Raw genomic sequence first — 23157 nt, 5'->3', positions numbered from 1 at the left:
TGTCCGAATGGTCGTGCCGGCCGCTGGCCGGCAATCTCTGGAGTTCCCATGTCCCCCGCCATCACCGCCCGCGGCTACCAGTCCGGCTTCGGCAACGAATTCGCCACCGAGGCCGTCGCCGGCGCGCTGCCGGTCGGGCAGAACTCGCCACAGAAGGTGGCCCACGGCCTGTACGCCGAACAGTTGACCGGCACCGCCTTCACCGCGCCGCGTGGCAGCAACCGCCGCAGCTGGCTGTACCGGATCCGCCCGGCGGTGACCCATGGCGAGTTCACCCCGTTCGCGCAGTCGCAGCTGCAGTGTGATTTCGGCGCACAGCCGGCTTCACCGAACCAGCTGCGCTGGAGCCCGCTGCCGCTGCCGGAATTGCCGACTGACTTTGTCGAAGGCCTGTACACGATGGGTGGCAACGGCTCGCCCGACGCGCATGCCGGCGTGGGCATCCACCTCTATGCCGCCAACCGCGACATGGTCGGCCGCTACTTCTACGATGCCGATGGCGAGCTGCTGATCGTGCCGCAGCTGGGCGGCCTGCGCCTGCTGACCGAGCTGGGCGTGATCGAGATCGAGCCGCAGCAGATCGCGGTGATTCCGCGTGGCGTGCGCTTCCGCGTCGAACTGCCCGATGGCCCGAGCCGCGGCTATATCTGCGAAAACTACGGTGCGCTGCTGAAACTGCCGGACCTCGGTCCGATCGGGTCCAACGGCCTGGCCAATCCGCGCGACTTCGAAACCCCGCACGCGGCGTTCGAGGATGTGGATGGCGATTTCGAGCTGATCGCGAAGTTCGAGGGTCGCCTGTGGCGTGCGCCGATCGACCATTCGCCGCTGGACGTGGTGGCCTGGCATGGCAATTACGCGCCGTACCGCTACGACCTGCGCCGCTTCAACACCATCGGTTCGATCAGCTACGACCACCCGGATCCGTCGATCTTCCTGGTGCTGCATTCGCCCAGCGACACGCCCGGCACCAGCAACATGGACTTCGCGATCTTCCCGCCACGCTGGCTGGTGGCGCAGAACACGTTCCGTCCGCCGTGGTTCCATCGCAACATCGCCAGCGAGTTCATGGGCCTGGTGCATGGCGCCTACGATGCCAAGGCCGAAGGCTTCGTGCCGGGTGGCGCATCGCTGCACAACTGCATGAGCGGCCACGGCCCGGACGCGCCGACCTTCGACAAGGCCTCCAATGCGGACCTGTCCAAGGCCGATGTGATCAAGGACACGATGGCTTTCATGTTCGAGACCCGCGCGGTGATCCGCCCGACCGCACAGGCGCTGGCCGCCGGCCATCGCCAGGGCGATTACCAGCAGTGCTGGAACGGCCTGCGCAACAACTTCCGGTCGTCCCGCTAGCTTGGTGGGTGCCGACCTTGGTCGGCACGGATCCTGATCGCATCCACGCCATGCGTGGATGTTCTCCGCCGGAACCTGCGCTTACGCCACCTCCGCGAACGCGTCGCAATGCTCCAGCGGCAGCGCTTCCAACAGGCGCTGGCGTACGCGCTGGCAATAGCCGTCCGAGGTCAGCCCGGGCAGCATCTGCATCGCCGACTGCAGCCGCTGCAGCACCTCGTCTTCCGCACGCGCCTGCTGCAGGTCGCGGAACAGTGCAGCCGCCTGCGGGTGGCGCTGCATCTCCAGGATGCCCAGCACATAGATGCGCGCGGCCACCAGCGAGCGGCGGCGTTCGACCGCGGGTGCAGCAAGTGCTGCAGGTGCGGCTGCCGGCGGTGTGGGCACCGGCGCTACCGCGGTTGCGGGCGACGGTGCTGGGACGCCAGTGCTCAGGTACCCCGCCTGCACAAGCTGGATGACCATCGCAGGTGCGTCCTGGCCGAGCAGGCCGGTCAGGTCATCAATGGTGCGCTGGCCGTCGCACAGGATCAGCAGCCGTCGCTGGCGCATGTCCAGCGGCGCGCGGTGGGCCTGCAGCGCGGTTCGGGCGAGATCGGTCTTGCGCGGTTGCATGGAAGGGACGGCCAGATCGGTGCTCGCCGAGCCTGAACGAAGGCGATGAAACCGCGATGACAATGCAGCGCCTGCACACAGGATGGGCTAGCGTGCAGCCACCTTCGTGCCAGGGAACCGCACCGATGAAGCACCTTCCGCTTGCTGGTCTGTTGCTCCTTTCGCTCGCCGCATGCAGTGGCGGCCCCGACAAGGAGGGCGCCGCCGGCAGCGGCAGCGATACCCCGGCGGAAACCGCCTCGGCGACCGGTCCGGCCCAGTCGACGGATCCTGATCTGGCAGCCCGTCCAGCCAATGACCGCCGCGAGGACAGTCCCGCGCACCTGGAGGGCTTCGCCGGCGCGAAGCTGGGTGCCGGCATCGCTGAGGTCCGCAGTGGCTTCGGCGCGCCGTTGCAGGGGCTGGGCACCGATGCCAGTGGCAAACCGCTGCAGGTCGACGACAGCAACGATGGCTGCTATTTCCTGCGACCGCAGAATGCCGAAGACCCGCGTCTGATGATCGAGGGCCGCAAGCTGGTGCGCTACGACGTGCGCAGCGCCGCCATCATCGCACCGGGCGGCGGCAAGGTCGGCATGACCCTGGGCGAGCTGCAGGTGCTGTACCCCGACCGCGGTGACGTCGGCCCCGACAAGTACGACGAGAAGGCCCAGCACCTGCGCGTGCGTCCGGCGCAGGAGGGTGGGGCGGTGATCGACTTCGCGCTCGGTGCGGACGGTCGGGTCGGCGCGTGGCGGGTCGGGCAGACCCCGCAGGTCGATTATGTGGAAGGCTGTGGCTGATCCTTGATCTACGGCCCAGCCATGCGCGCGGGGCCAGCGTAGAATCGCGCCACGACCGCTGGGGGAGTGCTCGATGATCGCCATTGCCATTGCCTGGTTCCTGCTCGGCCTGCTGCTGCTGGCGCTGGGCGGGGACTCCATCGTCAAGGCCGTGTCCGGCCTGGCGCAACGCTTCGGGGCCAGTCCGTTCACGGCTGGCCTGTTGCTGCTCGGCGTGACCACTTCGCTGCCGGAACTGGCGGTCAACGCGCGCGCGCTGGCGGTCGGTCAGCCGGAGCTGGCGCTGGGCAACGCGGTGGGCAGCAGCATCGTCAACCTGGGCCTGACCCTGGCCGTGGCGGCCATGGCTGCGCCACTGCTGCTGCGCGCGCGCCTGCAGACGGTGCTGTGGTGGGCGCTGCTGGTGGCCGGCGTGCTGCTGATCCTGTTCGGGCTGGATGGTGGCCTGGCACGCTGGGAGGGCGGCGTACTGCTGGCCGGCTTCATCGTGGTGCAGGTGCTGCTGCTGCGCCGTGGTCGCAGCGAGAGTGCGGAGGTGCAGGCAGCCATCGCCGAGTCCGCACTGAGCCGCACCAGCCTGCCGTTGAATGTACTGCGGGTGCTCATCGCCGCGCTGGCCCTGTACTGGGGCGCACGCCTGGTGGTCGGTGCGGCAGCGGACTTCGGTACTGCACTGGGTTGGACGCCGCTGCTGGTCGGTCTGCTGCCGGTCGCGATCGGTACCGCGCTGCCGGAGGTGGCAACCGCGATTGCTGCCGCACGCCGTGGTCATGGCGACATGGTGCTGGGCCACGTGCTGGGTTCCAGCGTGGTCAACCTGTTGCTGGTGATTGGTGCGATGGCCGTACTGCAGCCGCTGGCGCTGCCGGCCTCGTTCGTGCGCCTGGAACTGCCGGCGCTGCTGGCCTTCGCACTGGTGCTGTACCCCATGCTGCGCGGCGACCTGAAGATCAGCCGCGGCGAAGGCGCGATCCTGCTGGTCGCGTTCGCGGGCTGGTTCGTGCTGGAGCTGCTGCTGGTGGGTGCCCCGGCGTTGTAAATCCACGCCACGCGTGGATGCGGTTGGTTCCGTGCCGACCAAGGTCGGCACCTACCGGTCACCTCGCCGATGATGGGGTAGCTGCCAACCTCGGTTGGCACTCGGGGAAACAAAGCGCCGACCAAGGTCGGCCGCTACCGGGCATTGCGGTCGGTAGATCCACGCCATGCGTGGATGCGGTTGGCTCCGTGCCGACCAACGGTCGGCACCCACCGGTCCACCCACCGATGATGCGGTAGCTGCCAACCTTGGTTGGCACTCAGGGAAACAAAGCGCCGACCAAGGTCGGCCTCTACCGGGCATTGTGGTCGGTAGATCCACGCCATGCGTGGATGCGGTTGGTTCCGTGCCGACCAAGGTCGGCACCCACCGGTCCATCCACCGATGATGCGGTAGCTGCCAACCTTGGTTGGCACTCGGGGAGCAAAGCGCCGACCAAGGTCGGCCTCTACCGGGCATTGCGGTCGGTAGATCCACGCCATGCGTGGATGCGGTTGGCTCCGTGCCGACCAACGGTCGGCACCCACCGGTCCACCCACCGATGATGCGGTAGCTGCCAAGCTTGGTTGGCACTCGGGGAGCAAAGCGCCGACCAAGGTCGGCCTCTACCGGGCATTGCGGTCGGTAGATCCACGCCATGCGTGTATGCGGTTGGCTCCGTACCGACCAACGGTCGGCACCCACCACCAATCACCCGGTAGCTGCCAACCTTGGTTGGCACTCGCAGCAACAAAGCGCCGACCAGGGTCGGCCTCTACCGGATTCACCGGTTCTGCGTGGTTTCTTCTTCCCGCACCGGTTCCGGCGGCGGCAGCTGCTCTTCGGCGGCCGGCTCGTTGCCGGGCAGGCTGGGGCGCTTCTCCATCAGCAGCGACAGCGCGGCCTTGGCCATCATGTGCGCGCTGATCGGTGCGGTGATGAACAGGAACACGGTGATCAGCAGCTCGCGCGGCTGCGGGTCCTGGCCCAGGAAGATGTGGTAGCACACCGAGCACACCAGCACGCAGCCCACGCCCAGTGTGCTGGCCTTGGTCGGTGCGTGCAGCCGCTTGAAGAACGTGGACAGCTTCACCAGGCCCAGTGCACCGACCAGGATGAAGAAGCAGCCGAACAGCAGCAGGATCGACAGGCCGATCTGGATCGCGGTGATCATTCGACGATGTCCCGGCGCAGCACGAACTTGCTCAGCACCACGGTGCTGCCGAAGCCGAGCATGGCGATGATCAGCGCCGCCTCGAAGTAGATCGGCGAGTTGAGGTACATGCCGAACAGCATCAGCTCGGCGATCGCGGTCACCGACAGCGTGTCCAGCGCGAGGATGCGGTCGGGCACGGTCGGCCCGCGCAGCAGGCGCCAGGTGGCCAGCAGCATGGCCAGGCCGACCACGTGCATGCACACCACCAGGGTGGTCTGGATGACTTCAAAACCGGTCATGGGAAGATCTCCATCAACGGCGCCTCGTAACGGCGCTTGATCGTATCGATCAGGTCCTGTGGGTCCTCCAGGTGCAGCACATGCACCAGCAGGAACTTGCGGTCGTCACTGAGCGCGGCCGAGACCGTGCCCGGGGTCAGCGTGATCATGCTGGTCAGCGCGGCGATGCCGTGGATGTTGGCGATGTCCAGCGGCAGCCAGATGAAGCCCGGATGGATGTTCTTCTCCGGGCCCAGCACCTGCACGGCGACGCGGATGTTGGACATCAGGATGTCCCACAGGGTGACGCACAGCAGCTTGGGCAGCGGGCGCAGGGTACCGATGCGGGCGAACTCGCGGTCCAGACGCGCGGCGAACAGCGGCACCACCACGCCCAGCACCAGCCCCAGCACGAACTGGCCGAGGGTGAAGCTGTCGGACATCAGCAGCCAGAACGCCACCACCATGATGCTGAGCATCGGCGAGGGAATGACGCGACGGAACAGGGAGCGCTGGGCGGTCATGGCTGGCGGATCTCCGGCGTGGTCGCGCGCAACTGCTGCACGTACTCGCTGGGGTGCAGCAGCTGTGCGGCGGTGGCGTCGGTGTAGCGCATCAGCGGTGCAGCGGCCAGGGTCATGCCGATGCCGTAGGCCAGCAGGATGCAGGCCGCGTACAGCTCGACCCGGCGCAGGCGTGCCTTGCGCGGCTTCGGTGCTTCCGGATCGACCGGCGGAACGCGCCAGAACAGGCGGATGCCGCCGCGGGTCAGGCCCATGATCACCAGCAGGCTGCTGACCAGCACGGCGGTCCAGACCTGGCCGGTGTACTGCGCCGGCATGCCGGCCAGCAGTGCGGCCTTGGCCAGGAAGCCGGACAGCGGTGGCAGGCCGGCCACGGACACCGCGCCGATCAGGAACAGCACCGCCGGCGTTTCCTTGCCCGGCATCGGCGCGACCACTTCCTTGCGGTCGCTGGCGCCACCGCGGCGGCGGCGGATCAGGTCGGCAATCAGGAACAGTGCGGCGGCGACGAAGCTGCTGTGTGACAGGTAGTACAGGCCGGCGGACAGCACCTGCGGCGTGCCTACCGAGAAGGCGATGAACAGCGTGGCCGCCGAGACGATCACCAGATACGAGATCAGCACGCGCAGGCGGGTCGCGGCCAGCGCACCGAGGCCGCCCAGCACCAGCGTTGCCACGCCGGCCCACAGCAGCCAGTCGCGGCCATAGCCGGCCATCGCACCGGCATCGTCGCCGAACCACAGCATCTGGATGCGCAGCACCGAGTACAGGCCGACCTTGGTCATGATCGCGAACAGCGCAGCCACGGCGGCCGGTGCGCGCGAATACGCTTCCGGCAGCCACAGGTACAGGGGCATCAGCGCGGCCTTGGCGCAGAACACCAGCAGCAACAGGCCCATCGTCGCCTTCACCAGGGTCAGCTGCGCCGGCGGCACCTCGGCGATGCGCTGCGACAGCTCGGCCATGTTCAGCGAACCCAGCGTGGCGTACAGCAGGCCCAGCGCGATCAGGAACAGGGTCGAGGCGGTGACGTTGAACACCACGTAGTGCACGCCGATGCGCATGCGCAGGCCGCGGCCACCGCTGAGCAGCAGGCCGTAGGAGGCGATCAGCATCACCTCGAAGAACACGAACAGGTTGAAGATGTCGCCGGTCAGGAACGCGCCGTTGAGGCCGACCAGCTGGAACTGGAACAGTGCATGGAAGTGCGGAGCGCGGCGGTCCCAGCCCGAGCAGGCATGCAGCAGGCAGGGAATGGCCAGCAGCAGGGTGGTCAGCAGCATCCACGCCGACAGCCGGTCGGCCACCAGCGCGATGCCCAGACGCGACGGCCAGTCGCCGAGCAGGTAGACGTTGATCTCACCAGTGGCGGTGGTGGCAAACAGCAGGCCCACCGCCAGCGCCAGCGCCGACAGCGCAGTCCAGGCCACCGCGCGCTGCACCTTGGGGCCATAGCGGCGGTGTTCGACGAACAGCGACAGTGCAGCACCCAGCAGCGGAATCAGGATGGGCAGGATCACCAGGTGGTTCATGCGCGGTCCTCGCCCTGGCGCGGCAGCACGCTCTCATCCTGCAGGTCGTCATCCGGCTCGTGGGCGTCCACATGGTCGCTGTGGTTGTCGCTGCGGCTGCGCATGGCCAGCACGATGCTGACCGCGGTCATCGCGAAGGCGATCACGATCGCGGTCAGCACCAGCGCCTGTGGCAGCGGGTCGGTGTAGTTGCCGAGGTGACTGTCCACGCCTTCCTGCAGCACCGGTGCCTTGCCCAGCACCACGCGGCCACCGGCGAAGATCAGCAGGTTGGTGGCGTAGGACAGGAAGGTCATGCCGAGGATCACATCGAAGCTGCGCGCACGCAGCAGCAGGTAGATGCCGATGGCGGTCAGTACGCCGATCGCGGTAGCCAGGGCCAGTTCCATCAGTGCATCTCCCCGGTGCGTGCCGAACGGCGTTGCAGGTCGATCTCACCCTTGCGGGCAGTGCGGGTACGCGACGGCTTGATCGTGCCCATCATCGACAGCATCAGCATGGCGCCACCGAACACCACCAGATAGACGCCGATGTCGAAGCCGATCGCACTCGCCAGCGGCACGTCGCCGATCAGCGGCAGGTGCAGGTCGAGGTGGCCGCTGGTCAGGAATGGCACGCCGAACAGCATCGACGCGCTGCCGCTGAGCAGGGCGATCAACAGGCCCATGCCGATGCAGCGGATGTAGTCGAAGCCGAAGCGCGACTCCACCGATGCGGTGCCCTGGATCACGTACTGGATCAGCAGCGGCACCGCCAGCACCAGGCCGGCGATGAAGCCACCGCCCGGCGCGTTGTGGCCGCGCAGGAACAGGAAGATCGATACGGTCAGCGTCAGCGGGAACATGATCTGCGCCAGGTCGGCCGGCACCGGCAGCTTGATCGGTGGGCCGGGCATGATCTGCTCCGGCGCCATCCGCGTGCGCCGCAGCAGCGCATGCACCACCAGTGCGGCGATGCCGAACACGGTGATCTCGCCGAAGGTATCGAAGCCGCGGAAGTCGACCAGGATCACGTTGACCACATTCTGGCCGTAGGCCTCGGGCAGGGCACGGGCGAGCAGCTCGCCGGCCATGGTGTTCGGCGGCAGCGTCATCGCCGAATAGGCCAGCGCACCCAGGCCGGCGCCGGCGATGATCGCGATCACCGCATCGCGGCGCTTGCGCCAGCGCGGCCGCTCCGGCCCGGACTGCGCGGGCAGGTAGTTCATGCCCAGCAGCATCAGCACCAGGGTCACCATCTCCACCAGCAGCTGGGTCAGCGCCAGGTCCGGTGCGGACAGGAACACGAAGGTCAGCGCCACCATCAGGCCGACGCCGCCGACCAGCAGCACCGCCAGCAGGCGCTGCTTGTAGATACGGAGGGTGGCAACGGCGCAGGCCATCATCACCAGCCACAGCGCCCAGCCCAGCAGCGGAATCGGCTGCGGCGCGGTCCAGTTCGGCGAGGCCGGGTTGGCCACGAACGGCGCGGCGGCGACCACGATCGCCACCAGCACCAGGCCCAGCAGCATGCGCTGCAGGCTGCCATTGGCGATGCCGTTGGTCAGGCGCATGGCCAGCGCGGAAACCGCATCCAGCTGCGCATGGAATACGTTGCGACCGGTGCTGACGTTGGTTACGCCGTGCAGGTTGATCAGCTTGCGCAACCCGAAGTACAGCGCCACGCCCCCGACCACGCCGATCGCGCTCATCGCCAGCGGCAGGTTGAAGCCGTGCCACACCGCCAGGCTGTACTCGGGCATCGCCGGGCCGAGGATCGACGCCGCGGCGGCATGCAGCACCGGTGCCACGGTCAGTGCCGGGGCGATGCCCACCGCCACGCAGATCACCACCAGCAGTTCCACCGGCACCTTCATCCAGCGCGGCGGCTCATGCGGCACGCGGTCGAGGTCGTGCGGGCCGGGGCCGAAGAAGGTGTCGTGCACGAAGCGCAGGCTGTAGGCCACGCCGAACACACCGGCCAGCAGCGCGGCGATCGACACGGCCGCGCGCATGATGCCCGGTCCGCCCGCGGTAATGGCTTCGGCGAACAGCATTTCCTTGGACAGGAAGCCGTTGAGCAGCGGGATGCCGGCCATTGCCAGCGAGGCGATGATCGCCAGCGCGCTGGTGAACGGCATCAGCCTGCGCAGCCCCCCCAGCTTGCGCATGTCACGGGTGCCGGTTTCGTGGTCGATGATGCCGGCGGCCATGAACAGCGAGGCCTTGAAGGTGGCGTGGTTGAGGATGTGGAACACGCCGGCCACCACCGCCATCGGCGTGGACAGGCCGAACAGCAGGGTGATCAGGCCCAGGTGGGAAATGGTCGAGTACGCCAGCAGGCCTTTCAGGTCGTGCTGGAAGATCGCGTTCCAGGCGCCGATCAGCAGGGTCAGCGCGCCGATGCCGCTGACCGTGTAGAAGAACAGGTCGCTGCCGGCCAGTGCCGGGTGCAGCCGTGCCAGCAGGAACACACCGGCCTTCACCATGGTGGCCGAGTGCAGGTAGGCAGAGACCGGGGTCGGCGCCGCCATCGCGTGCGGCAGCCAGAAGTGGAACGGGAACTGCGCGCTCTTGGTGAAGATGCCGGCCAGCACCAGGAACAGTGCGTACGGGTACAGCGCGCTGGCGCGGATCTGCTCGCCGGCGGCCAGCACCACATCCAGGTCGAAGCTGCCGACGATGCGGCCGATCAGCAGCACGCCACCGAGCAGGGCCAGGCCACCGCCGCCGGTGATCACCAGCGCCATGCGTGCGCCTTCGCGGGCGTCCTGGCGGTGCGACCAGAAGCCGATCAGCAGGAACGAGCTGATGCTGGTCATTTCCCAGAAGATCATCAGCAACAGCAGGTTGCCCGACAGCACCATGCCCAGCATGGCGCCCATGAACAGCAGCAGGTAGCAGTAGAAGCGGTGGGCGTTGTCCTGCTGGCTCAGGTAGTAGCGCGCATACAGCACCACCAGCGCGCCGATGCCGAGCACCAGCCCGGCGAACATCCAGGCCAGCCCGTCCAGGCGCAGGGTGAAGTCCAGACCGATCTGCGGCAGCCAAGGGACCATCGTCCGCACGACCTGGCCGTCGAGCACCGACGGGGTCAGCCAGCCGAGGATGGCCAGTCCGCCCAACGGCGCCAGCGCCGCCAGCCAGGCAGCAGTCGAGCGCGAACTACGGGGGAAGGCCGCAACAGCCGCTGCCATCAGGAACGGCAGGGCCAGCAGCAGGGGCAGGCTGGGGAGCATGCAGGGAATCCATGATTCACGAGCAGGTCAGGGAGGATAACAGGCTGCGAAATGTCGCCGAAACCCATCGAACAGCGATCAATTGCATGTAACGTCCGCTGATTCATTTTTTCTGCAGCGCAGCATCACGTTGCTGCGGTCCCTCCCCGGTTGCCCTAGGGGGACACCCTACGCCCACGCAGGGAGACCGCAGGCCCTGTCGCACAGGGGCTGCCGTCGACGGGCGGGAGGTGGGGAATGGATCACCGGTGCAGGCTGGCAGGGCCGTCGTGGAGTGTGGGTGACGGAATCTGCCCGTTCAGGAAACGAGGGGTACCGTCGGCCACGGGCAGGTCAGTAGCGCCAGTCGAGCTTGCGGTAGAACTTGGCCATCACCCAGGCCGGGCCGATCAGCAGGTAGGTCAGGTCGGTCAGGAAGCTGGGCTTGCGGCCCTCGAACTTGTGACCGATGAACTGCGCGATCCAGGCCATAACGAATACACTCACCGCCAGCCAGAACAGGTTATGCAGGCCGATCTCGGCCTCCAGCAGCCTGCACAGGCAGCCGAACACGAAGAACTGGATGAGCATGCCGATGCCCAGCGGGCGCGACAGCTTGTTGTAGAAGCACCAGGCGCTGAACATCGCGAACGCCGACCAGATGCCGTACTGGAACCAGGTGATCAGCGGCGGCAGGCACCACAGCAGGGCCACCACCGACCACAGGATTGCCGGCACCGCCACCACGTGGATGCGCTGGTTGATCACATTGCGGTGGTTGTCGGAGTAGCTGGCGAAATAGCGGTCGATCGGCCGCGCAAGCTCGGTGGATGTCTGCATGCTGCGATGCTTCCTCGGACAACGGTAGTGCCGGACGCTGGCCGGCAATCCAGAGCATAGCCGAGTTCGCGAGGTTGCCGGCCAGCGGCCGGCACTACCCCAGGCAACCGGCAGTAGAGCCAGGCCATGCCTGGCTGCAGGCTTGCGAGGTTGCCGGCCAGCGGCCGGCACTACCCCCAGGCAACCGTCAGTAGAGCCAGGCCATGCCTGGCTGCAGGTTCGCGAGGTTGCCGGCCAGCGGCCGGCAGTACCCCAGGCAACCGTCAGTAGAGCCAGGCCATGCCTGGCTGCAGGTTCGCGAGGTTGCCGGCCAGCGGCCGGCAGTACCCCAGGCAACCGGCAGTAGAGCCAGGCCATGCCTGGCTGCAGGTTCGCGAGGTTGCCGGCCAGCGGCCGGCAGTACCGCATTCAGAACGCCCCCAGCCAGACCGGCGGGGGGGGCGCAGGGCATCAGTCGACGCTGATGCCGGCCAGGCGCTGCAGCGCCTCGGCGTACTTGGCGCGGGTGCGCTCGATGATCTCGGCCGGGATGGTCGGGCCCGGGGCGGTCTTGCCCCAGTCCAGCGTCTCCAGGTAATCGCGCACGAACTGCTTGTCGTAGCTCGGCGGGCTGGTGCCCACTTCGTACTCGTCGGCCGGCCAGTAACGCGAGGAATCCGGCGTCAGCATCTCGTCCATGATGTACAGGCGGCCATCGGCGTCGGTACCGAACTCGAACTTGGTATCGGCCAGGATGATGCCGCGCTCGCGGGCGTATTCGGCGGCGAACTTGTAGATGCGCAGGGTGGCATCGCGCACGCGCTCGGCCATCTCGGCACCGACCTGCTTCACCATCGCATCGAAATCGATGTTCTCGTCATGGTCGCCCACGGCGGCCTTGGTCGAGGGGGTGAAGATCGGCTCGGGCAGCTGCTCGGCCTGGCGCAGGCCGTCGGGCAGGTCGATGCCGCTGACCTTGCCGGTGCGCTGGTAGTCCTTCCAGCCGCTGCCGATCAGGTAGCCGCGGGCGATCGCTTCCACCGGCACCGGCTTCAGCTTGCGGGTGACCACCGCGCGCTTGGCGTACAGGGCCGGGTCCACGCCTTCGGGCAGCACGCTGGCCACGTCGATGCCGGTCAGGTGGTTGGGCATCAGGTGCGCGGTCTTGGCGAACCAGAAGTTGGAGACCTGGCAGAGCATCTCGCCCTTGCCCGGGATCGGGTCGGGCAGGACCACGTCGAACGCCGACAGGCGATCGGTGGCCACCATCAGCAGGTAGTCGCCCGGCGGGGTCCCTGCTGGCAGCCGCTCGCGCGGGATATCGAACACATCACGCACCTTGCCGCGATGGCGCAAGGGCAGGCCGGGGAGATCGGATTGCAACAGCGTGGTTGGCACGGGCACTCCTGGGGCGTTGTCGATACGGCTGCCCAGCGGACCCGGCGGGCCCGCTGACCAGCGGGCGGCCTAGTGTAAAGCCGTCCGGGCCCGCTGTGACGTAAAATGAGCGTCCATTTCGTCGGCCGACCCCGGAGCGCCATGCGCTGGTACGGAAAACTGCTCGGATTCATCGCCGGCGCCCTGCTGTTCCGGCCCAATCCGCTGTTCGGCGCGGTGGTCGGCCTGTTGATTGGCCATGCCTTCGATTCGGACTGGTTCCGCCTGAACAAGGAGAACCCGTACCGGGAGCTGGGGCTGACCTCCGAGGCCACCGATGCCGAGGTCGAGCGCGCCTACCGCAAGCTGATTTCCCAGTACCACCCCGACAAGCTCGGCGGCGCGGCCCCCGAGCTGCAGCAGCAGGCCGAGCAGAAGTCGCGGCGGATCAATGCCGCCTACGACCGCATCAAGACCCTGCGCAAGCGCTGACCCTCTTTCCTACCGTTGCAAGGCCCGGCCATGTCCAACTGCCTCATCGCCCCCTCCATCCTGTCCGCGAACTTCGCCCGCCTCGGCGAGGAAGTCGACAACGTCCTCGCCGCCGGCGCGGACTGGGTCCACTTCGACGTGATGGACAACCATTACGTGCCGAACCTGACCATCGGCCCGATGGTCTGCCAGGCGCTGCGCAAGCACGGCGTCACCGCGCCGATCGACGTTCACCTGATGGTCGAGCCGGTGGACCGCATCATCCCGGACTTTGCCGAAGCCGGTGCCACCTACATCAGCTTCCACCCGGAAGCGAGCCGCCACGTGCACCGCACCATCCAGCTGATCCGCTCGCTGGGCTGCAAGCCGGGCATCGTGCTCAATCCGGCCACCCCGGTGGACATCCTCGACTGGGTACTGGACGACCTGGATCTGGTGCTGCTGATGTCGGTCAACCCGGGCTTCGGCGGCCAGGCCTTCATTCCCTCGGCGCTGGACAAGCTGCGCGTGGTGCGCAAGATGATCGATGCCAGCGGCAAGGACATCCGCCTGGAGATCGACGGCGGCGTGAAGGCCGACAACATCGGCGAGATCGCCGCTGCCGGCGCCGATACCTTCGTTGCCGGCTCGGCCATCTTCAATGCCAAGACCAGCTACCAGAACGTGATCGCGCAGATGCGCGCGAACGTCGCTGCGGCGCGCTGACAAAAAAGGGACGGAGGGGATTAAGCTCGCCTGATTCCCTCCGTCTCCCTTTTCCGCCCATGGCTCTGTTGAACATCCGTCCGGCCACTGTGGCCGATGCCGGCCTGATCCTGCATTTCATCCGCGAACTGGCCATCTACGAGAAGGCCGAGCATTCGGTGCAGACCGATGAGATCGGCATCGCCGAGAGCTTGTTCGGTGCCGATGCCACGGCGCGCGCGCTGATCTGCGAAGCCGACGGCGAGCCCATTGGTTACGCCGTGTATTTCTACAACTACTCCACCTGGTTGGGCCGCAAGGGCATCTACCTGGAAGACCTGTATGTCAGCCAGGAAAAGCGCGGCGCCGGCGCCGGCAAGGCGCTGCTGAAGTACATCGCACGCCAGGCCGTGGCCGAGGGTTGCGGTCGTTTCGAATGGTCGGTGCTGGACTGGAATACCCCGGCCATCGAGTTCTACACCGCCGCTGGCGCCACGCCGCAGGACGAGTGGACCGTGTACCGGCTGCAGGGCCAGGCATTGCACGATTTCGCCAACGGTTGAGGCGAAGTGCATCCACGCATGGCGTGGATCTACCCACCGGGTGTGCGCGAACCGCAACCCGGTGGGTGCGAACCGCAGCCTGGTGGGTGCGAACCGCAACCCGGTGGGTGCGAACCTTGGTTCGCACTCCCTACGCACCAAAAAAAAGCCACGCCAATCACTGGCGTGGCTTCGCTGCATGCGTGGGAGGCTGATCCTGCCTCCATCCGTCGTCCCTGCTATGGCCTTCCATTCTCCGGTTGCTGAATGACATCTGCGTGACATTCACTGCGGACAAACGGCGCATTGCTAGCCTGTGCCACCCCCGTCCTGGAAGCACCGCATGACCACCCCGCGCTGGCGCCTGATCCTCAACGGAAAATCCGCAGGCAATGACGAGCTGCGCGACGCGGTCGGTCATTGGCGTGGGCAGGGCGTGCAGCTGGAAGTGCGGGTGACCTGGGAAGACGGTGACGCCGAACGCTACGTGGCCGAGGCGATCGATCATGGCGTGGACGTGATCGTGGCCGCCGGTGGCGACGGCACGCTCAGCGCGGTGGCCGAGACACTGGCGCATCGTGAGGAGCCGGCAGATGCGTTGCCCTCGCTGGCGCTGATCCCGATGGGGACCGCCAACGACTTCGCGACTGCGGCCGGCATCCCAACCGAGCCGAAGGCGGCCTTGGCCTTGATCGGGCAGGCCACGCCGCATGCCATCGATCTGCTGCGCGTGGACGCCGATGGCACGCAATGGTGGTGCGCCAACCTCGCCAGCGGTGGCTTCGGCACGCAGGTGACGGTGGAGACCGATGCCGGCCTGAAGAAGATGCTGGGCGGGCTGGCCTACGTGATCACCGGCATCGCCAAGCTGGGGCGGATCGAGCCGATCCATGCGCGCCTGTCGGGCCCGGATTTCGCGTGGGAAGGCGACTTCATCGCGCTCGGCATCGGCAATGGCCGCCAGGCCGGTGGTGGCCAGCAATTGTGCCCGCAGGCGCTGATCGATGATGGGCAGCTGGACGTGACGGTGCTTCCGGAGCTGGAAGGTGAAGTCACCGCCACGCTCGGCCAGATGCTGAAGTCGGGCACCCAGGCCGCACTGGAACAGCTGGCAACGCGCGCGCGCCTGCCGTGGCTGCAGGTGGATTCCGAGCGCCCGTTGACGCTCAACCTGGACGGCGAACCGGTACAGGCGCGCCAGTTCCGCATCGCGTGCGTGCCGGGCAGGGTGCGGATGCACCTGCCCGTGGGCTGTGCCCTGTTGTCCGAGCCGCGCTGAGCCGGACCGGAAGTCCTACAACGGGGGGATGTCCTGCTCCTTCGCCGGGAACCCGAATGCTTCACGCTTCTCGCGGATGTACTGCGGCAGCGGCGGCCGGGCAATGCCGTGATCGATCAGCCACTGCTGGCACTTCTTCTGCCAGGGCAGCAGGTCCGGTGTGGTGATTTCCCAGTAGATGGCTTCGACCATGGCCATCCGATCGGGCGCGCCCGGTTGCGCCGATGACGGCGATGCAATCGTGGGGTCCGCGCCATGCTCAAGCAGCCAGTAAGCCTGCTCGAAGCCGCCACGGCCGGTGTACCAGCTGAGAACGGTATCGGCCTGGCCGATATTGGATTCGTTGACGTGCGCGCCTCGCTCCACCAGCAGCTGGATGTTCTTCCACAGGTTGCCGGAAATGAAAGCCTGGAACAGCAGCGTTTCGGTATTGGAGGTGCGCGTGTCCGGGTCGCCGCCATGATCCAGCAGCAGGGCCAGGTAGCGCGGATCGTCCATCTTCGCGGCATAGACCATGGCGTTGTTGTGGCGGAACGTCTCGCCGTCCAGCGTTTCAATACGCCGTACATTCGGGTCGGCGCCGTTGTCGAGCATCGCGCGCAGGCCTTCCAGGTTCTGTGCGCGCAACGGCCACGCGATGAGCGGAATGCCATCCTGCTTCGAGAACTCCTTGTCGGGGTTCACGCCTTCGGTCTTGATCAGGCGCGTGATCGTCGCTGCATCACCCTGTTCGGCGGCGATGGCCAGTTCAAGTGCCTTGCCCTCGAAATAGCGCTCCGCGCCATGTGAAGACGTGCGCGCGCAGGCGCTCAGCAGCATCAGCAGCATCAGCGCCAGGCAGGAAAATGGCGTAAAGGAACTGTGAGGGTGACGGTGCATGTGATCCCTTGACATGGACGCGTTCGGGGGATGATAGCGTTGGCCGTGGTCATTCCAGCAGGTCCTGGATGACCGTGTCTTCACTGATGAGCAATGGAGTCTGCCATGAGCGGTCACGATCCCGAGCAGCAGGAACGCCTGTTGCAGGCCCGCGCCAAGAGCGTCCAGGCGCAGCAGCACCTGGTCGAGCAACTGCAGGGAGGTGGACATGCCACCGAGGCGGCGCGCTTGCGCGAGACCTATCACGCCCGCGAGCTGGGTTCGCTTGCTGATGATGTGTATGCCTCGGCAAAGGGCAAAGGTGAGCCGCCGGTCGGGTGGACGCGAGCCAGTGCCGTGACCGACCCGGACACGCTCAAAGCGGCGGGCATCAGCCTGGGAGCGGCCGACCTGAAGAAGCTGATGCGGCCGAACGATTCGGGCTTCCGCGCAGAGATCTACATTCCGGACAAAAGGGTGTTCGGTGATGACGCCAAGCCGGTGCTGGTGTTCAAGGGATCAACGGGCGAAATCATCGATCCCCGGGCGAAAGGCGGGCGGCGTGAATCCGGAGGCGAGGATTTCCTCAACAATGGACGCCAGGGCGTAGGCATGCAGAGTGACTACTACGATCGGGCCATGGCACTGGCGAGTCGCTTGAAGACCTCTGGTACCCAGTTTGAACTCGCCGGTCATTCGCTTGGCGGCGGCATGGCCTCTGCCGCTTCGGCGGTTACCGGTGTACGTGCGACCACCTTCAATTCGGCCGGGCTGCATCCGGCCACCGCCGATCGCTACGCGAAATCCCACGGATTGCCGGTGTTCAACACGCGCGACACGGTGCACACCTACCAGACGTCGGGTGAAGTGCTCAACGATGTGCAGAATGGATTGAAGCGGCTCAACGAGCATCACCGGCAGGGCTTTGGCCTGTTGGCCAGCGAGACCAGCCAGCTGCTGCGTCAGCCCGGCGTGCAGCAGATGGTTACCCGCAAGCTGCAGGAGATGATGCCGGCGGGTGCGCAGACGGCCACGGCCCAGCTGGTTGACCAGCTGGCGTCGAAATCCGGGGCAGAGGCATTGCGCAATGTTCCGGTGGCCGCGGGCAGGATGGAACTGTTGCTGGACGCCAAGACCGAAGTGAACGGAAAGGTGGTGGATCGCCGCCATCGAGAAGCGCCAAGCCAGCTTGCCGAATACGGTGGCCCGCTGGCCGAGGTGCTGATCGCAGGTGCGCGCGGCATGCGTGCCGGACGGGTTGCCGGTGAACATGTCGAGCAGGTCGGCGCGCTGGCGGGCCGGGGCATGAGCTTGTCCGGCGTGGCCGTCGAGCGTGCGTCGACCCTGCAGGGAAATGCGATCGGCACCGTGGTCGACTACGGTGGCAAGAGCATGCGGGTGGGCATCGAAGGCGGTGCGACGGTCATTGCCAAGGGTCGCGAGCTGCAGGGTCTGGTCGAATCGGTCAGCCACCGCGTGCAGGCCAAGGGCAGTTACGGCTGGAACATCGGGGCCAGCGTGCTGGGTGCGCTCGGTGCCGACGACATGGCCAGACAGATGCGTGAGCACGGTGATGCGGCGCGCAATCAACACGAAACCAAGGCCCGTGAAGCCACCCGTGAAGCGGCGGCGGATGCCGGCCGCATCCGTGCCGGCGGCCATCATCTGGGCGGCCAGCTGCAGCAGGGCGTGCATGGCGTGGCCAATGGGCTGCGCAACGGCTATGCCGTGTACGGCGCGACTTTCCACATGGGCATGAACTGGAGCAGCCATCAGATCACCGGGCTGACCTCGCAGGCGCCGGCCGTGCTGGCCGGCACCGTCGGGCTGGGCGCGATGGCCAACAAGGGCATTGCCACCCACCTGCCCACGCCGGCACTGCCGCAGAACCTGGTCAACCTGGCCAAGACGTCGTGGGTGATCGGGCGCGGCAGTGCGACCATGGGGGAGTCGGTGGACCGGCATGGCATGAGCGAGACGATGAACCCCAGTCTCGACGCGGCAATCGCGAGCCAGGAGGCGGCCGCGCGCAAGCTGCTTGGACGGCCGCATGCGCAGTTGCAGGAGGGGGGCGCGAAGATACCCACGCTGAACGATCCGGGGCACATCGATTTCCATCTGTTCAAGGGCGCGCAGACCGGCGTGCATGGCCTCGATGTGGCACATGGCCGCATCCCGAACCTGCAGAGCGATCAGCTGGCCGGGGCGTTGGCTGTGCAGGCCAAGCGCGAAGGGTTGCAGGCCATCTCCCATGTGCTGCTCAGTGACGACCGCACGCGGGCATTCGCGGTCGACACCCCGGATCTGCAGGCGGCCCACCGCCGACATGCGCATGTGGACGTGGCGGCCGGCATGGCCCAGCCGCTGGCCGTGAGCACGGCGCAGGTTGACGCGCTGAACACCGGTCGCGAACAGGCGACGGCAGCCGGACTGGCCCAGCAACAGGGGCTGGAGGCCCAGGAGAACGCCCGGCGGATGGGCTAATGGCCGAATGAACCGCGACGCCGCGACGGGGTTCCCCTCCCGCCCCGGCTGCGATACAGTCAAGGGGTGTCCAGCCTGACGACCCCGCATACCCTTTCTTCCGCACGCCGTTGGTGGCGATGGTGGCCCGTTGCCGTCGTCCGCCCCCATAACGCTGTGTCCCGGAAGGAAAGTCGTCTTGAACTCGCACGCTCAGTTTCTGCAGCAGGCCGCTGAAGGCCACACCCATATTCCCGTCGTCCGTGAAGTGCTGTCCGACCTGGACACGCCGCTTTCGGTCTATCTGAAGCTCGCCGACGGCCCCAATACCTACCTGTTTGAATCCGTCGAAGGCGGCGAGCGCTTTGGTCGTTACTCGATCATCGGCCTGCCGGCGCGCCGCGTGTATGCCTTCCACGGCCACACGCTGACCGTGCGCGAAGACGGCCAGGTGGTGGACACCCGCGAGGTGGCCGACCCGTTCGCTGAAGTCGAGGCGCTGCGCAGCGCCCACTCGGTGCCCAAGCTGGAAGGCCTGCCGGGCTTCACCGGTGGCCTGGTTGGCTGGTTCGGCTTCGAGTGCATCGGCTACATCGAGCCGCGCCTGGCCCCGCCGGCCGGCCGCGATGAGCTGGGCACGCCGGACATCCTGCTGCTGGATTCCAACGAGCTGGCGGTATTCGACAACCTCAAGGGCCGGCTGTACCTGATCGTGCATGCCGACCCGCGTGTCGAGGGTGCGTTCGAGCAGGCCCAGGCACGCCTGGATGCATTGACCGCCAAGCTGCGCGCACCGGGGGCCGGCTATCCCGCACCGCTCAACAGCGACGTGCTGGACGAGTCCGATTTCGTCTCCGGGTTCACCCGCGAAGGCTTCGTCGATGCGGTCCAGCGCAGCAAGGAATACATCCGTGCCGGCGACATCTTCCAGGTGGTGCTGAGCCAGCGCCTGAGCGTGCCGTTCAAAGCGCGCCCGGTGGATGTGTACCGTGCGCTGCGTGCACTGAACCCGTCGCCCTACATGTATTTCCTTGATGTCGGCGACCTGCAGGTGGTCGGTTCCTCGCCGGAAATCCTGGTGCGTTTGCAGGATGGCGAAGTGACGGTGCGTCCGATCGCTGGCACCCGGCCGCGCGGTGCCACTGTCGAACAGGACCTGGCGCTGGAAGCCGAGCTGCTGGCCGATCCGAAGGAGCGCGCCGAGCACCTGATGCTGATCGACCTCGGCCGCAACGATGCTGGTCGCGTGTCCAAGGCCGGCACCGTGGAAGTGGGCGAGCAGTTCGTGATCGAGCGCTACAGCCACGTCATGCACATCGTCAGCGAAGTGACCGGGCAGCTGCAGCCGGGCCTGAGCTATGCCGACGTGCTGCGTGCCACCTTCCCGGCCGGTACGGTCAGCGGTGCGCCGAAGATCCGCGCGCTGGAAGTGATCCGCGAGCTGGAACCGATCAAGCGTAATGTCTACGCCGGCAGCATCGGCTACATCGGCTGGCACGGCGATGCCGATACCGCGATCGCGATCCGCACCGCGGTGATCAAGGATGGCCGCCTGTACGTGCAGGCCGGCGCCGGCATCGTCTACGACTCGGACCCGGACAAGGAATGGGACGAGACGATGAACAAGGGCCGCGCGCTGTTCCGCGCCGTCGCCCAGGCCGCCAAGGGCCTGTAAGCCTGCCTCGCCACGGCCGCTGCGCCGTGGTCGTTCCGCCGTTCCCGTTCAAGACAAGGAGTACCGCATGAAGCTGCTGAGCGCATTGCTGTGGTCGTCACTGCTGGCCACGATGGCCCCGTCTGCGTGGGCGCAGGCCAACACCATTCCCTCCCAGCCGCACCTGCTGGTGAAGGGCGAGGCGCGCCGCGAGGTGATGCCCGACCGGTTCGGCCTGCAGTTGAACATCGAAGAGACCGACATGGATGCCGACGCCGCGCGCCGCCGCGTGCAGGACAACGTCGCGCGCGTGCTGGCGCTGTTCAAGCAGCACAAGGCGGTGGAGGGCAGCGTGCGTGCGGACAATCTGCGGATCGGCCCGGCCACGCGCTATGAGCAGAACCGGCAGGTCTTCGTCGGCACCCGCGTGTCGCGCCAGCTGCGTGCCAGCTTCGCCAGCGTGAAGGCGATGCAGGACGTGCTGGGTGCACTGAAGGCCAACGAGAACCTGCAGGTCAGCAGCGTGGCCCCGACCTACTCGGGCGAAGTGGCGCTGCGGCGCGAACTCAAGGGTGAGGCCGCCGCGTCGACGCGCCAATCCGCTCAGGGCCTTGCCACCGCCTACGGCACGAAGTTGCGCGGGCTGTACAGCATTTCCGATGTGGCACCGAACTTCGCCTATGGCGTGCAGGCGGGCAATTGGCCCAGAAGCGACGACATGGTGACACCGCCATCGCCGCCGTCACCTGCGGCGCAGATGGACATGATCGAGACCACTGGCTCACGCCTGCGCGAATCCATCGAAGCCGGCCCCATCACCTACACCGAAAACGTGTACGCCATTTTCCTGATAAGCGACGGAACCTGACCATGTTGTGGATGATCGACAACTACGACAGCTTCACCTACAACCTCGTGCAGTACCTGCAGACGCTGGGCGCCGAGGTGAAGGTGGTGCGCAACGATGCGATGAGCGTGGATGAGATTGCCGCGCAGAAGCCCGAACGCATCGTCATCTCGCCCGGCCCGTGCACGCCCAACGAAGCGGGCGTGTCGCTGGAACTCATCCAGCGCCTGGGCCCGACCACGCCGATCCTCGGCGTGTGCCTGGGCCACCAGGGCATCGGCCAGGTCTACGGCGGTACGGTCATCCGCGCCGGCAACATCATGCATGGCAAGACCTCGCCCATCCGCCATCAAGGCAAGGGCGTGTTCGCCGGCCTGCCGGACCGTTACCAGGCCACCCGCTACCACTCGCTGGTGGTGGACAAGAACAGCCTGCCCGAGGTGCTGGAAGTGACCGCCTGGACCGAGAACGACGACGGCTCGATCGAAGAGATCATGGGCCTGCGCCACCGCCAGTTCCCGGTGGAGGGCGTTCAGTTCCACCCCGAATCCATCCTCACCGAACACGGCCATGCCCTGCTGCGCAATTTCCTGCAGCGTCCGGCCGCCTGATCCCAGGAGCATTCCCATGAGCTTCTCCCCCCAGGAAGCCCTGCAACGCACCATCGAGCACCGCGAAATCTTCTTCGACGAAATGGTCGACCTGATGCGGCAGATCATGCGCGGCGACGTGTCGCCGATGATGACCGCCGCCATCCTCACCGGCCTGCGCGTGAAGAAGGAAACCATCGACGAGATTGCCGCGGCGGCCACGGTGATGCGCGAATTCGCGCTGGCGGTGCCGGTGGCCGATACCACCCACCTGGTCGACATCGTCGGCACCGGCGGCGATGGCTCGCACACCTTCAACATCTCTACCTGCGCGATGTTCGTCGCCGCTGCGGCCGGTGCGCGCGTGGCCAAACATGGCAACCGCAGCGTGTCGTCCAAGTCCGGCAGCGCCGATGCAGTCGAAGCACTGGGTGCGGCCATCGAGCTGCAGCCGGCGCAGGTCGCCGCGGCCATCGAACAGACCGGTATCGGTTTCATGTTCGCGCCGATCCATCATCCGTCGATGAAGGTGGTCGCGCCGGTGCGCCGCGAGATGGGTGTGCGTACCATCTTCAACATCCTTGGCCCGCTGACCAACCCGGCCAGCGCACCGTCGGTGCTGATGGGCGTGTTTCACCCGGATTTAGTGGGTATCCAGGCACGCGTGCTGCGTGAGCTGGGCACCGAACGCGCCATGGTGGTCTGGGGCCGCGACAACATGGACGAGATCTCGCTGGGCGCCGGTACCCTGGTGGGCGAACTGCGCGACGGCAAGGTACGCGAGTACGAGATCCACCCGGAAGACTTCGGCATCGCCATGTCGGCCAGCCGCAACCTGCGCGTGGATGGCCCGGAGCAGTCCATTGCCATGCTGCGCGCCGTGCTGGACAACCAGCCCGGTCCGGCGCTGGACATCGTGGCCCTGAACGCCGGCGCCGCGCTGTACGTGGCCGGCGTGGCCAGCGACATCGGCGACGGCCTGGCCCGTGCCCGTGCCGCCATCGCCAACGGCAGCGCCCGCCAGCGCCTGCAGCAGTATGTAGAGACCACCCGCGCGCTGGTTGCCTGAGCGCGCGGTTCAGCCTGACCCTCTTG

General features: G+C 66.9%; 22 protein-coding genes. 12 read left to right on the top strand and 10 right to left on the bottom strand.

Features of this window, described 5'->3' with window-relative positions:
• Positions 1-48 precede the first annotated feature (48 nt).
• A complete protein-coding gene (gene hmgA / locus ACZLHH_RS21970) occupies positions 49-1356 on the top strand; it encodes a homogentisate 1,2-dioxygenase (protein WP_180845048.1) in 1308 nt (435 codons plus the stop codon).
• Positions 1357-1437: 81 nt separating this feature from the next.
• Here hmgA and ACZLHH_RS21965 read toward each other — a convergent pair whose 3' ends face one another.
• Positions 1438-1971, bottom strand: a complete 534-nt coding sequence (locus ACZLHH_RS21965; protein ID WP_071227673.1) for a hypothetical protein — start codon at positions 1969-1971, stop codon at positions 1438-1440.
• A 125-nt stretch (positions 1972-2096) separates the two neighbouring features.
• Between ACZLHH_RS21965 and ACZLHH_RS21960 the strand changes: the two genes are divergently transcribed.
• Complete coding sequence (locus ACZLHH_RS21960) at positions 2097-2753, top strand: hypothetical protein (RefSeq protein WP_180845047.1); 657 nt, start codon at positions 2097-2099, stop codon at positions 2751-2753.
• Positions 2754-2826: 73 nt separating this feature from the next.
• On the top strand, positions 2827-3792 hold the full coding sequence (locus ACZLHH_RS21955; protein WP_180845046.1) for a sodium:calcium antiporter: 966 nt from the start codon (positions 2827-2829) through the stop codon (positions 3790-3792).
• A gap of 763 nt (positions 3793-4555) precedes the next feature.
• On the opposite strand, the gene ACZLHH_RS21950 is transcribed toward ACZLHH_RS21955, so the two are convergent.
• The 8 genes from ACZLHH_RS21950 to ACZLHH_RS21915 form a co-directional block, all read right to left on the bottom strand.
• Positions 4556-4945 (bottom strand): Na+/H+ antiporter subunit G, encoded by a 390-nt coding sequence (locus tag ACZLHH_RS21950; RefSeq protein ID WP_134950640.1) that lies wholly within the window; start codon positions 4943-4945, stop codon positions 4556-4558.
• Positions 4942-5226 (bottom strand): K+/H+ antiporter subunit F, encoded by a 285-nt coding sequence (locus tag ACZLHH_RS21945; RefSeq protein ID WP_005411334.1) that lies wholly within the window; start codon positions 5224-5226, stop codon positions 4942-4944. The genes ACZLHH_RS21950 and ACZLHH_RS21945 overlap by 4 nt, the downstream gene beginning before the upstream one ends.
• Positions 5223-5729, bottom strand: a complete 507-nt coding sequence (locus tag ACZLHH_RS21940; RefSeq protein WP_049401676.1) for a Na+/H+ antiporter subunit E — start codon at positions 5727-5729, stop codon at positions 5223-5225. Before ACZLHH_RS21940 ends, ACZLHH_RS21945 begins: the two co-directional genes overlap by 4 nt.
• On the bottom strand, positions 5726-7261 hold the full coding sequence (locus ACZLHH_RS21935; RefSeq protein WP_180845045.1) for a monovalent cation/H+ antiporter subunit D: 1536 nt from the start codon (positions 7259-7261) through the stop codon (positions 5726-5728). The genes ACZLHH_RS21940 and ACZLHH_RS21935 overlap by 4 nt, the downstream gene beginning before the upstream one ends.
• On the bottom strand, positions 7258-7650 hold the full coding sequence (locus ACZLHH_RS21930; protein ID WP_180845044.1) for a Na+/H+ antiporter subunit C: 393 nt from the start codon (positions 7648-7650) through the stop codon (positions 7258-7260). Before ACZLHH_RS21930 ends, ACZLHH_RS21935 begins: the two co-directional genes overlap by 4 nt.
• Complete coding sequence (locus ACZLHH_RS21925; protein ID WP_180845043.1) at positions 7650-10478, bottom strand: monovalent cation/H+ antiporter subunit A; 2829 nt, start codon at positions 10476-10478, stop codon at positions 7650-7652. The genes ACZLHH_RS21930 and ACZLHH_RS21925 overlap by 1 nt, the downstream gene beginning before the upstream one ends.
• A 333-nt stretch (positions 10479-10811) precedes the next feature.
• The gene (locus tag ACZLHH_RS21920; RefSeq protein WP_180845042.1) at positions 10812-11297 is read right to left on the bottom strand and encodes an Mpo1 family 2-hydroxy fatty acid dioxygenase; all 486 of its coding nucleotides are present in this window, start codon (positions 11295-11297) and stop codon (positions 10812-10814) included.
• 450 nt (positions 11298-11747) lie between these two features.
• Complete coding sequence (locus ACZLHH_RS21915) at positions 11748-12674, bottom strand: phosphoribosylaminoimidazolesuccinocarboxamide synthase (protein ID WP_032127159.1); 927 nt, start codon at positions 12672-12674, stop codon at positions 11748-11750.
• 141 nt (positions 12675-12815) lie between these two features.
• Here ACZLHH_RS21915 and ACZLHH_RS21910 point away from each other — a divergent pair, with 141 nt between their 5' ends.
• The 4 genes from ACZLHH_RS21910 (at position 12816) to yegS (ending at position 15650) form a co-directional block, all read left to right on the top strand.
• Positions 12816-13145, top strand: a complete 330-nt coding sequence (locus ACZLHH_RS21910) for a J domain-containing protein (protein WP_005411327.1) — start codon at positions 12816-12818, stop codon at positions 13143-13145.
• A gap of 30 nt (positions 13146-13175) precedes the next feature.
• Positions 13176-13850, top strand: coding sequence for a ribulose-phosphate 3-epimerase (rpe, locus tag ACZLHH_RS21905; protein ID WP_180845041.1), 675 nt, complete (start codon positions 13176-13178; stop codon positions 13848-13850).
• Positions 13851-13909: 59 nt separating this feature from the next.
• A complete protein-coding gene (locus ACZLHH_RS21900) occupies positions 13910-14392 on the top strand; it encodes a GNAT family N-acetyltransferase (protein ID WP_032127161.1) in 483 nt (160 codons plus the stop codon).
• Positions 14393-14714: 322 nt separating this feature from the next.
• Positions 14715-15650: a lipid kinase YegS gene (gene yegS, locus ACZLHH_RS21895; RefSeq protein WP_049401671.1), complete on the top strand. Its 936-nt coding sequence runs from the start codon at positions 14715-14717 to the stop codon at positions 15648-15650.
• Between the two features lie 15 nt (positions 15651-15665).
• On the opposite strand, the gene ACZLHH_RS21890 is transcribed toward yegS, so the two are convergent.
• A complete protein-coding gene (locus ACZLHH_RS21890) occupies positions 15666-16709 on the bottom strand; it encodes an ankyrin repeat domain-containing protein (protein WP_343205609.1) in 1044 nt (347 codons plus the stop codon).
• On the opposite strand from ACZLHH_RS21890, the gene ACZLHH_RS21885 reads away from it, so the two are divergent.
• From ACZLHH_RS21885 to trpD, 5 genes are all read left to right on the top strand, one after another.
• A complete protein-coding gene (locus tag ACZLHH_RS21885) occupies positions 16635-18992 on the top strand; it encodes a Tle-like phospholipase domain-containing protein (RefSeq protein WP_180845040.1) in 2358 nt (785 codons plus the stop codon). The two genes, ACZLHH_RS21890 and ACZLHH_RS21885, sit on opposite strands and share 75 nt — an antisense overlap.
• Positions 18993-19170: 178 nt before the next feature.
• The gene (gene trpE, locus ACZLHH_RS21880) at positions 19171-20646 is read left to right on the top strand and encodes an anthranilate synthase component I (protein ID WP_049401669.1); all 1476 of its coding nucleotides are present in this window, start codon (positions 19171-19173) and stop codon (positions 20644-20646) included.
• 67 nt (positions 20647-20713) lie between these two features.
• The gene (locus tag ACZLHH_RS21875) at positions 20714-21493 is read left to right on the top strand and encodes an SIMPL domain-containing protein (protein WP_071227667.1); all 780 of its coding nucleotides are present in this window, start codon (positions 20714-20716) and stop codon (positions 21491-21493) included.
• A gap of 2 nt (positions 21494-21495) precedes the next feature.
• Positions 21496-22083, top strand: a complete 588-nt coding sequence (locus tag ACZLHH_RS21870) for an anthranilate synthase component II (protein WP_049401668.1) — start codon at positions 21496-21498, stop codon at positions 22081-22083.
• 16 nt (positions 22084-22099) lie between these two features.
• Positions 22100-23131, top strand: a complete 1032-nt coding sequence (gene trpD / locus ACZLHH_RS21865; RefSeq protein WP_049401667.1) for an anthranilate phosphoribosyltransferase — start codon at positions 22100-22102, stop codon at positions 23129-23131.
• The last annotated feature ends 26 nt before the right edge of the window (positions 23132-23157 follow it).

This window comes from Stenotrophomonas sp. 28608_Sma, from assembly GCF_056486185.1.
This window is presented reverse-complemented; position numbering and strand designations above follow the sequence as displayed.

Bases quoted from the DNA above. Each gene is read 5' to 3' on its own strand.
- ACZLHH_RS21950 (WP_134950640.1), bottom strand. From the start codon at position 4,945: ATGATCACCGCGATCCAGATCGGCCTGTCGATCCTGCTGCTGTTCGGC.
- ACZLHH_RS21935 (WP_180845045.1), bottom strand. From the start codon at position 7,261: ATGAACCACCTGGTGATCCTGCCCATCCTGATTCCGCTGCTGGGTGCT.
- ACZLHH_RS21940 (WP_049401676.1), bottom strand. From the start codon at position 5,729: ATGACCGCCCAGCGCTCCCTGTTCCGTCGCGTCATTCCCTCGCCGATG.
- ACZLHH_RS21910 (WP_005411327.1), top strand. From the start codon at position 12,816: ATGCGCTGGTACGGAAAACTGCTCGGATTCATCGCCGGCGCCCTGCTG.
- ACZLHH_RS21945 (WP_005411334.1), bottom strand. From the start codon at position 5,226: ATGACCGGTTTTGAAGTCATCCAGACCACCCTGGTGGTGTGCATGCAC.
- ACZLHH_RS21955 (WP_180845046.1), top strand. From the start codon at position 2,827: ATGATCGCCATTGCCATTGCCTGGTTCCTGCTCGGCCTGCTGCTGCTG.
- ACZLHH_RS21965 (WP_071227673.1), bottom strand. From the start codon at position 1,971: ATGCAACCGCGCAAGACCGATCTCGCCCGAACCGCGCTGCAGGCCCAC.
- ACZLHH_RS21960 (WP_180845047.1), top strand. From the start codon at position 2,097: ATGAAGCACCTTCCGCTTGCTGGTCTGTTGCTCCTTTCGCTCGCCGCA.
- ACZLHH_RS21870 (WP_049401668.1), top strand. From the start codon at position 21,496: ATGTTGTGGATGATCGACAACTACGACAGCTTCACCTACAACCTCGTG.
- ACZLHH_RS21875 (WP_071227667.1), top strand. From the start codon at position 20,714: ATGAAGCTGCTGAGCGCATTGCTGTGGTCGTCACTGCTGGCCACGATG.
- ACZLHH_RS21885 (WP_180845040.1), top strand. From the start codon at position 16,635: ATGAGCGGTCACGATCCCGAGCAGCAGGAACGCCTGTTGCAGGCCCGC.
- ACZLHH_RS21920 (WP_180845042.1), bottom strand. From the start codon at position 11,297: ATGCAGACATCCACCGAGCTTGCGCGGCCGATCGACCGCTATTTCGCC.
- trpD (WP_049401667.1), top strand. From the start codon at position 22,100: ATGAGCTTCTCCCCCCAGGAAGCCCTGCAACGCACCATCGAGCACCGC.
- ACZLHH_RS21900 (WP_032127161.1), top strand. From the start codon at position 13,910: ATGGCTCTGTTGAACATCCGTCCGGCCACTGTGGCCGATGCCGGCCTG.
- ACZLHH_RS21925 (WP_180845043.1), bottom strand. From the start codon at position 10,478: ATGCTCCCCAGCCTGCCCCTGCTGCTGGCCCTGCCGTTCCTGATGGCA.
- rpe (WP_180845041.1), top strand. From the start codon at position 13,176: ATGTCCAACTGCCTCATCGCCCCCTCCATCCTGTCCGCGAACTTCGCC.
- yegS (WP_049401671.1), top strand. From the start codon at position 14,715: ATGACCACCCCGCGCTGGCGCCTGATCCTCAACGGAAAATCCGCAGGC.
- ACZLHH_RS21930 (WP_180845044.1), bottom strand. From the start codon at position 7,650: ATGGAACTGGCCCTGGCTACCGCGATCGGCGTACTGACCGCCATCGGC.
- hmgA (WP_180845048.1), top strand. From the start codon at position 49: ATGTCCCCCGCCATCACCGCCCGCGGCTACCAGTCCGGCTTCGGCAAC.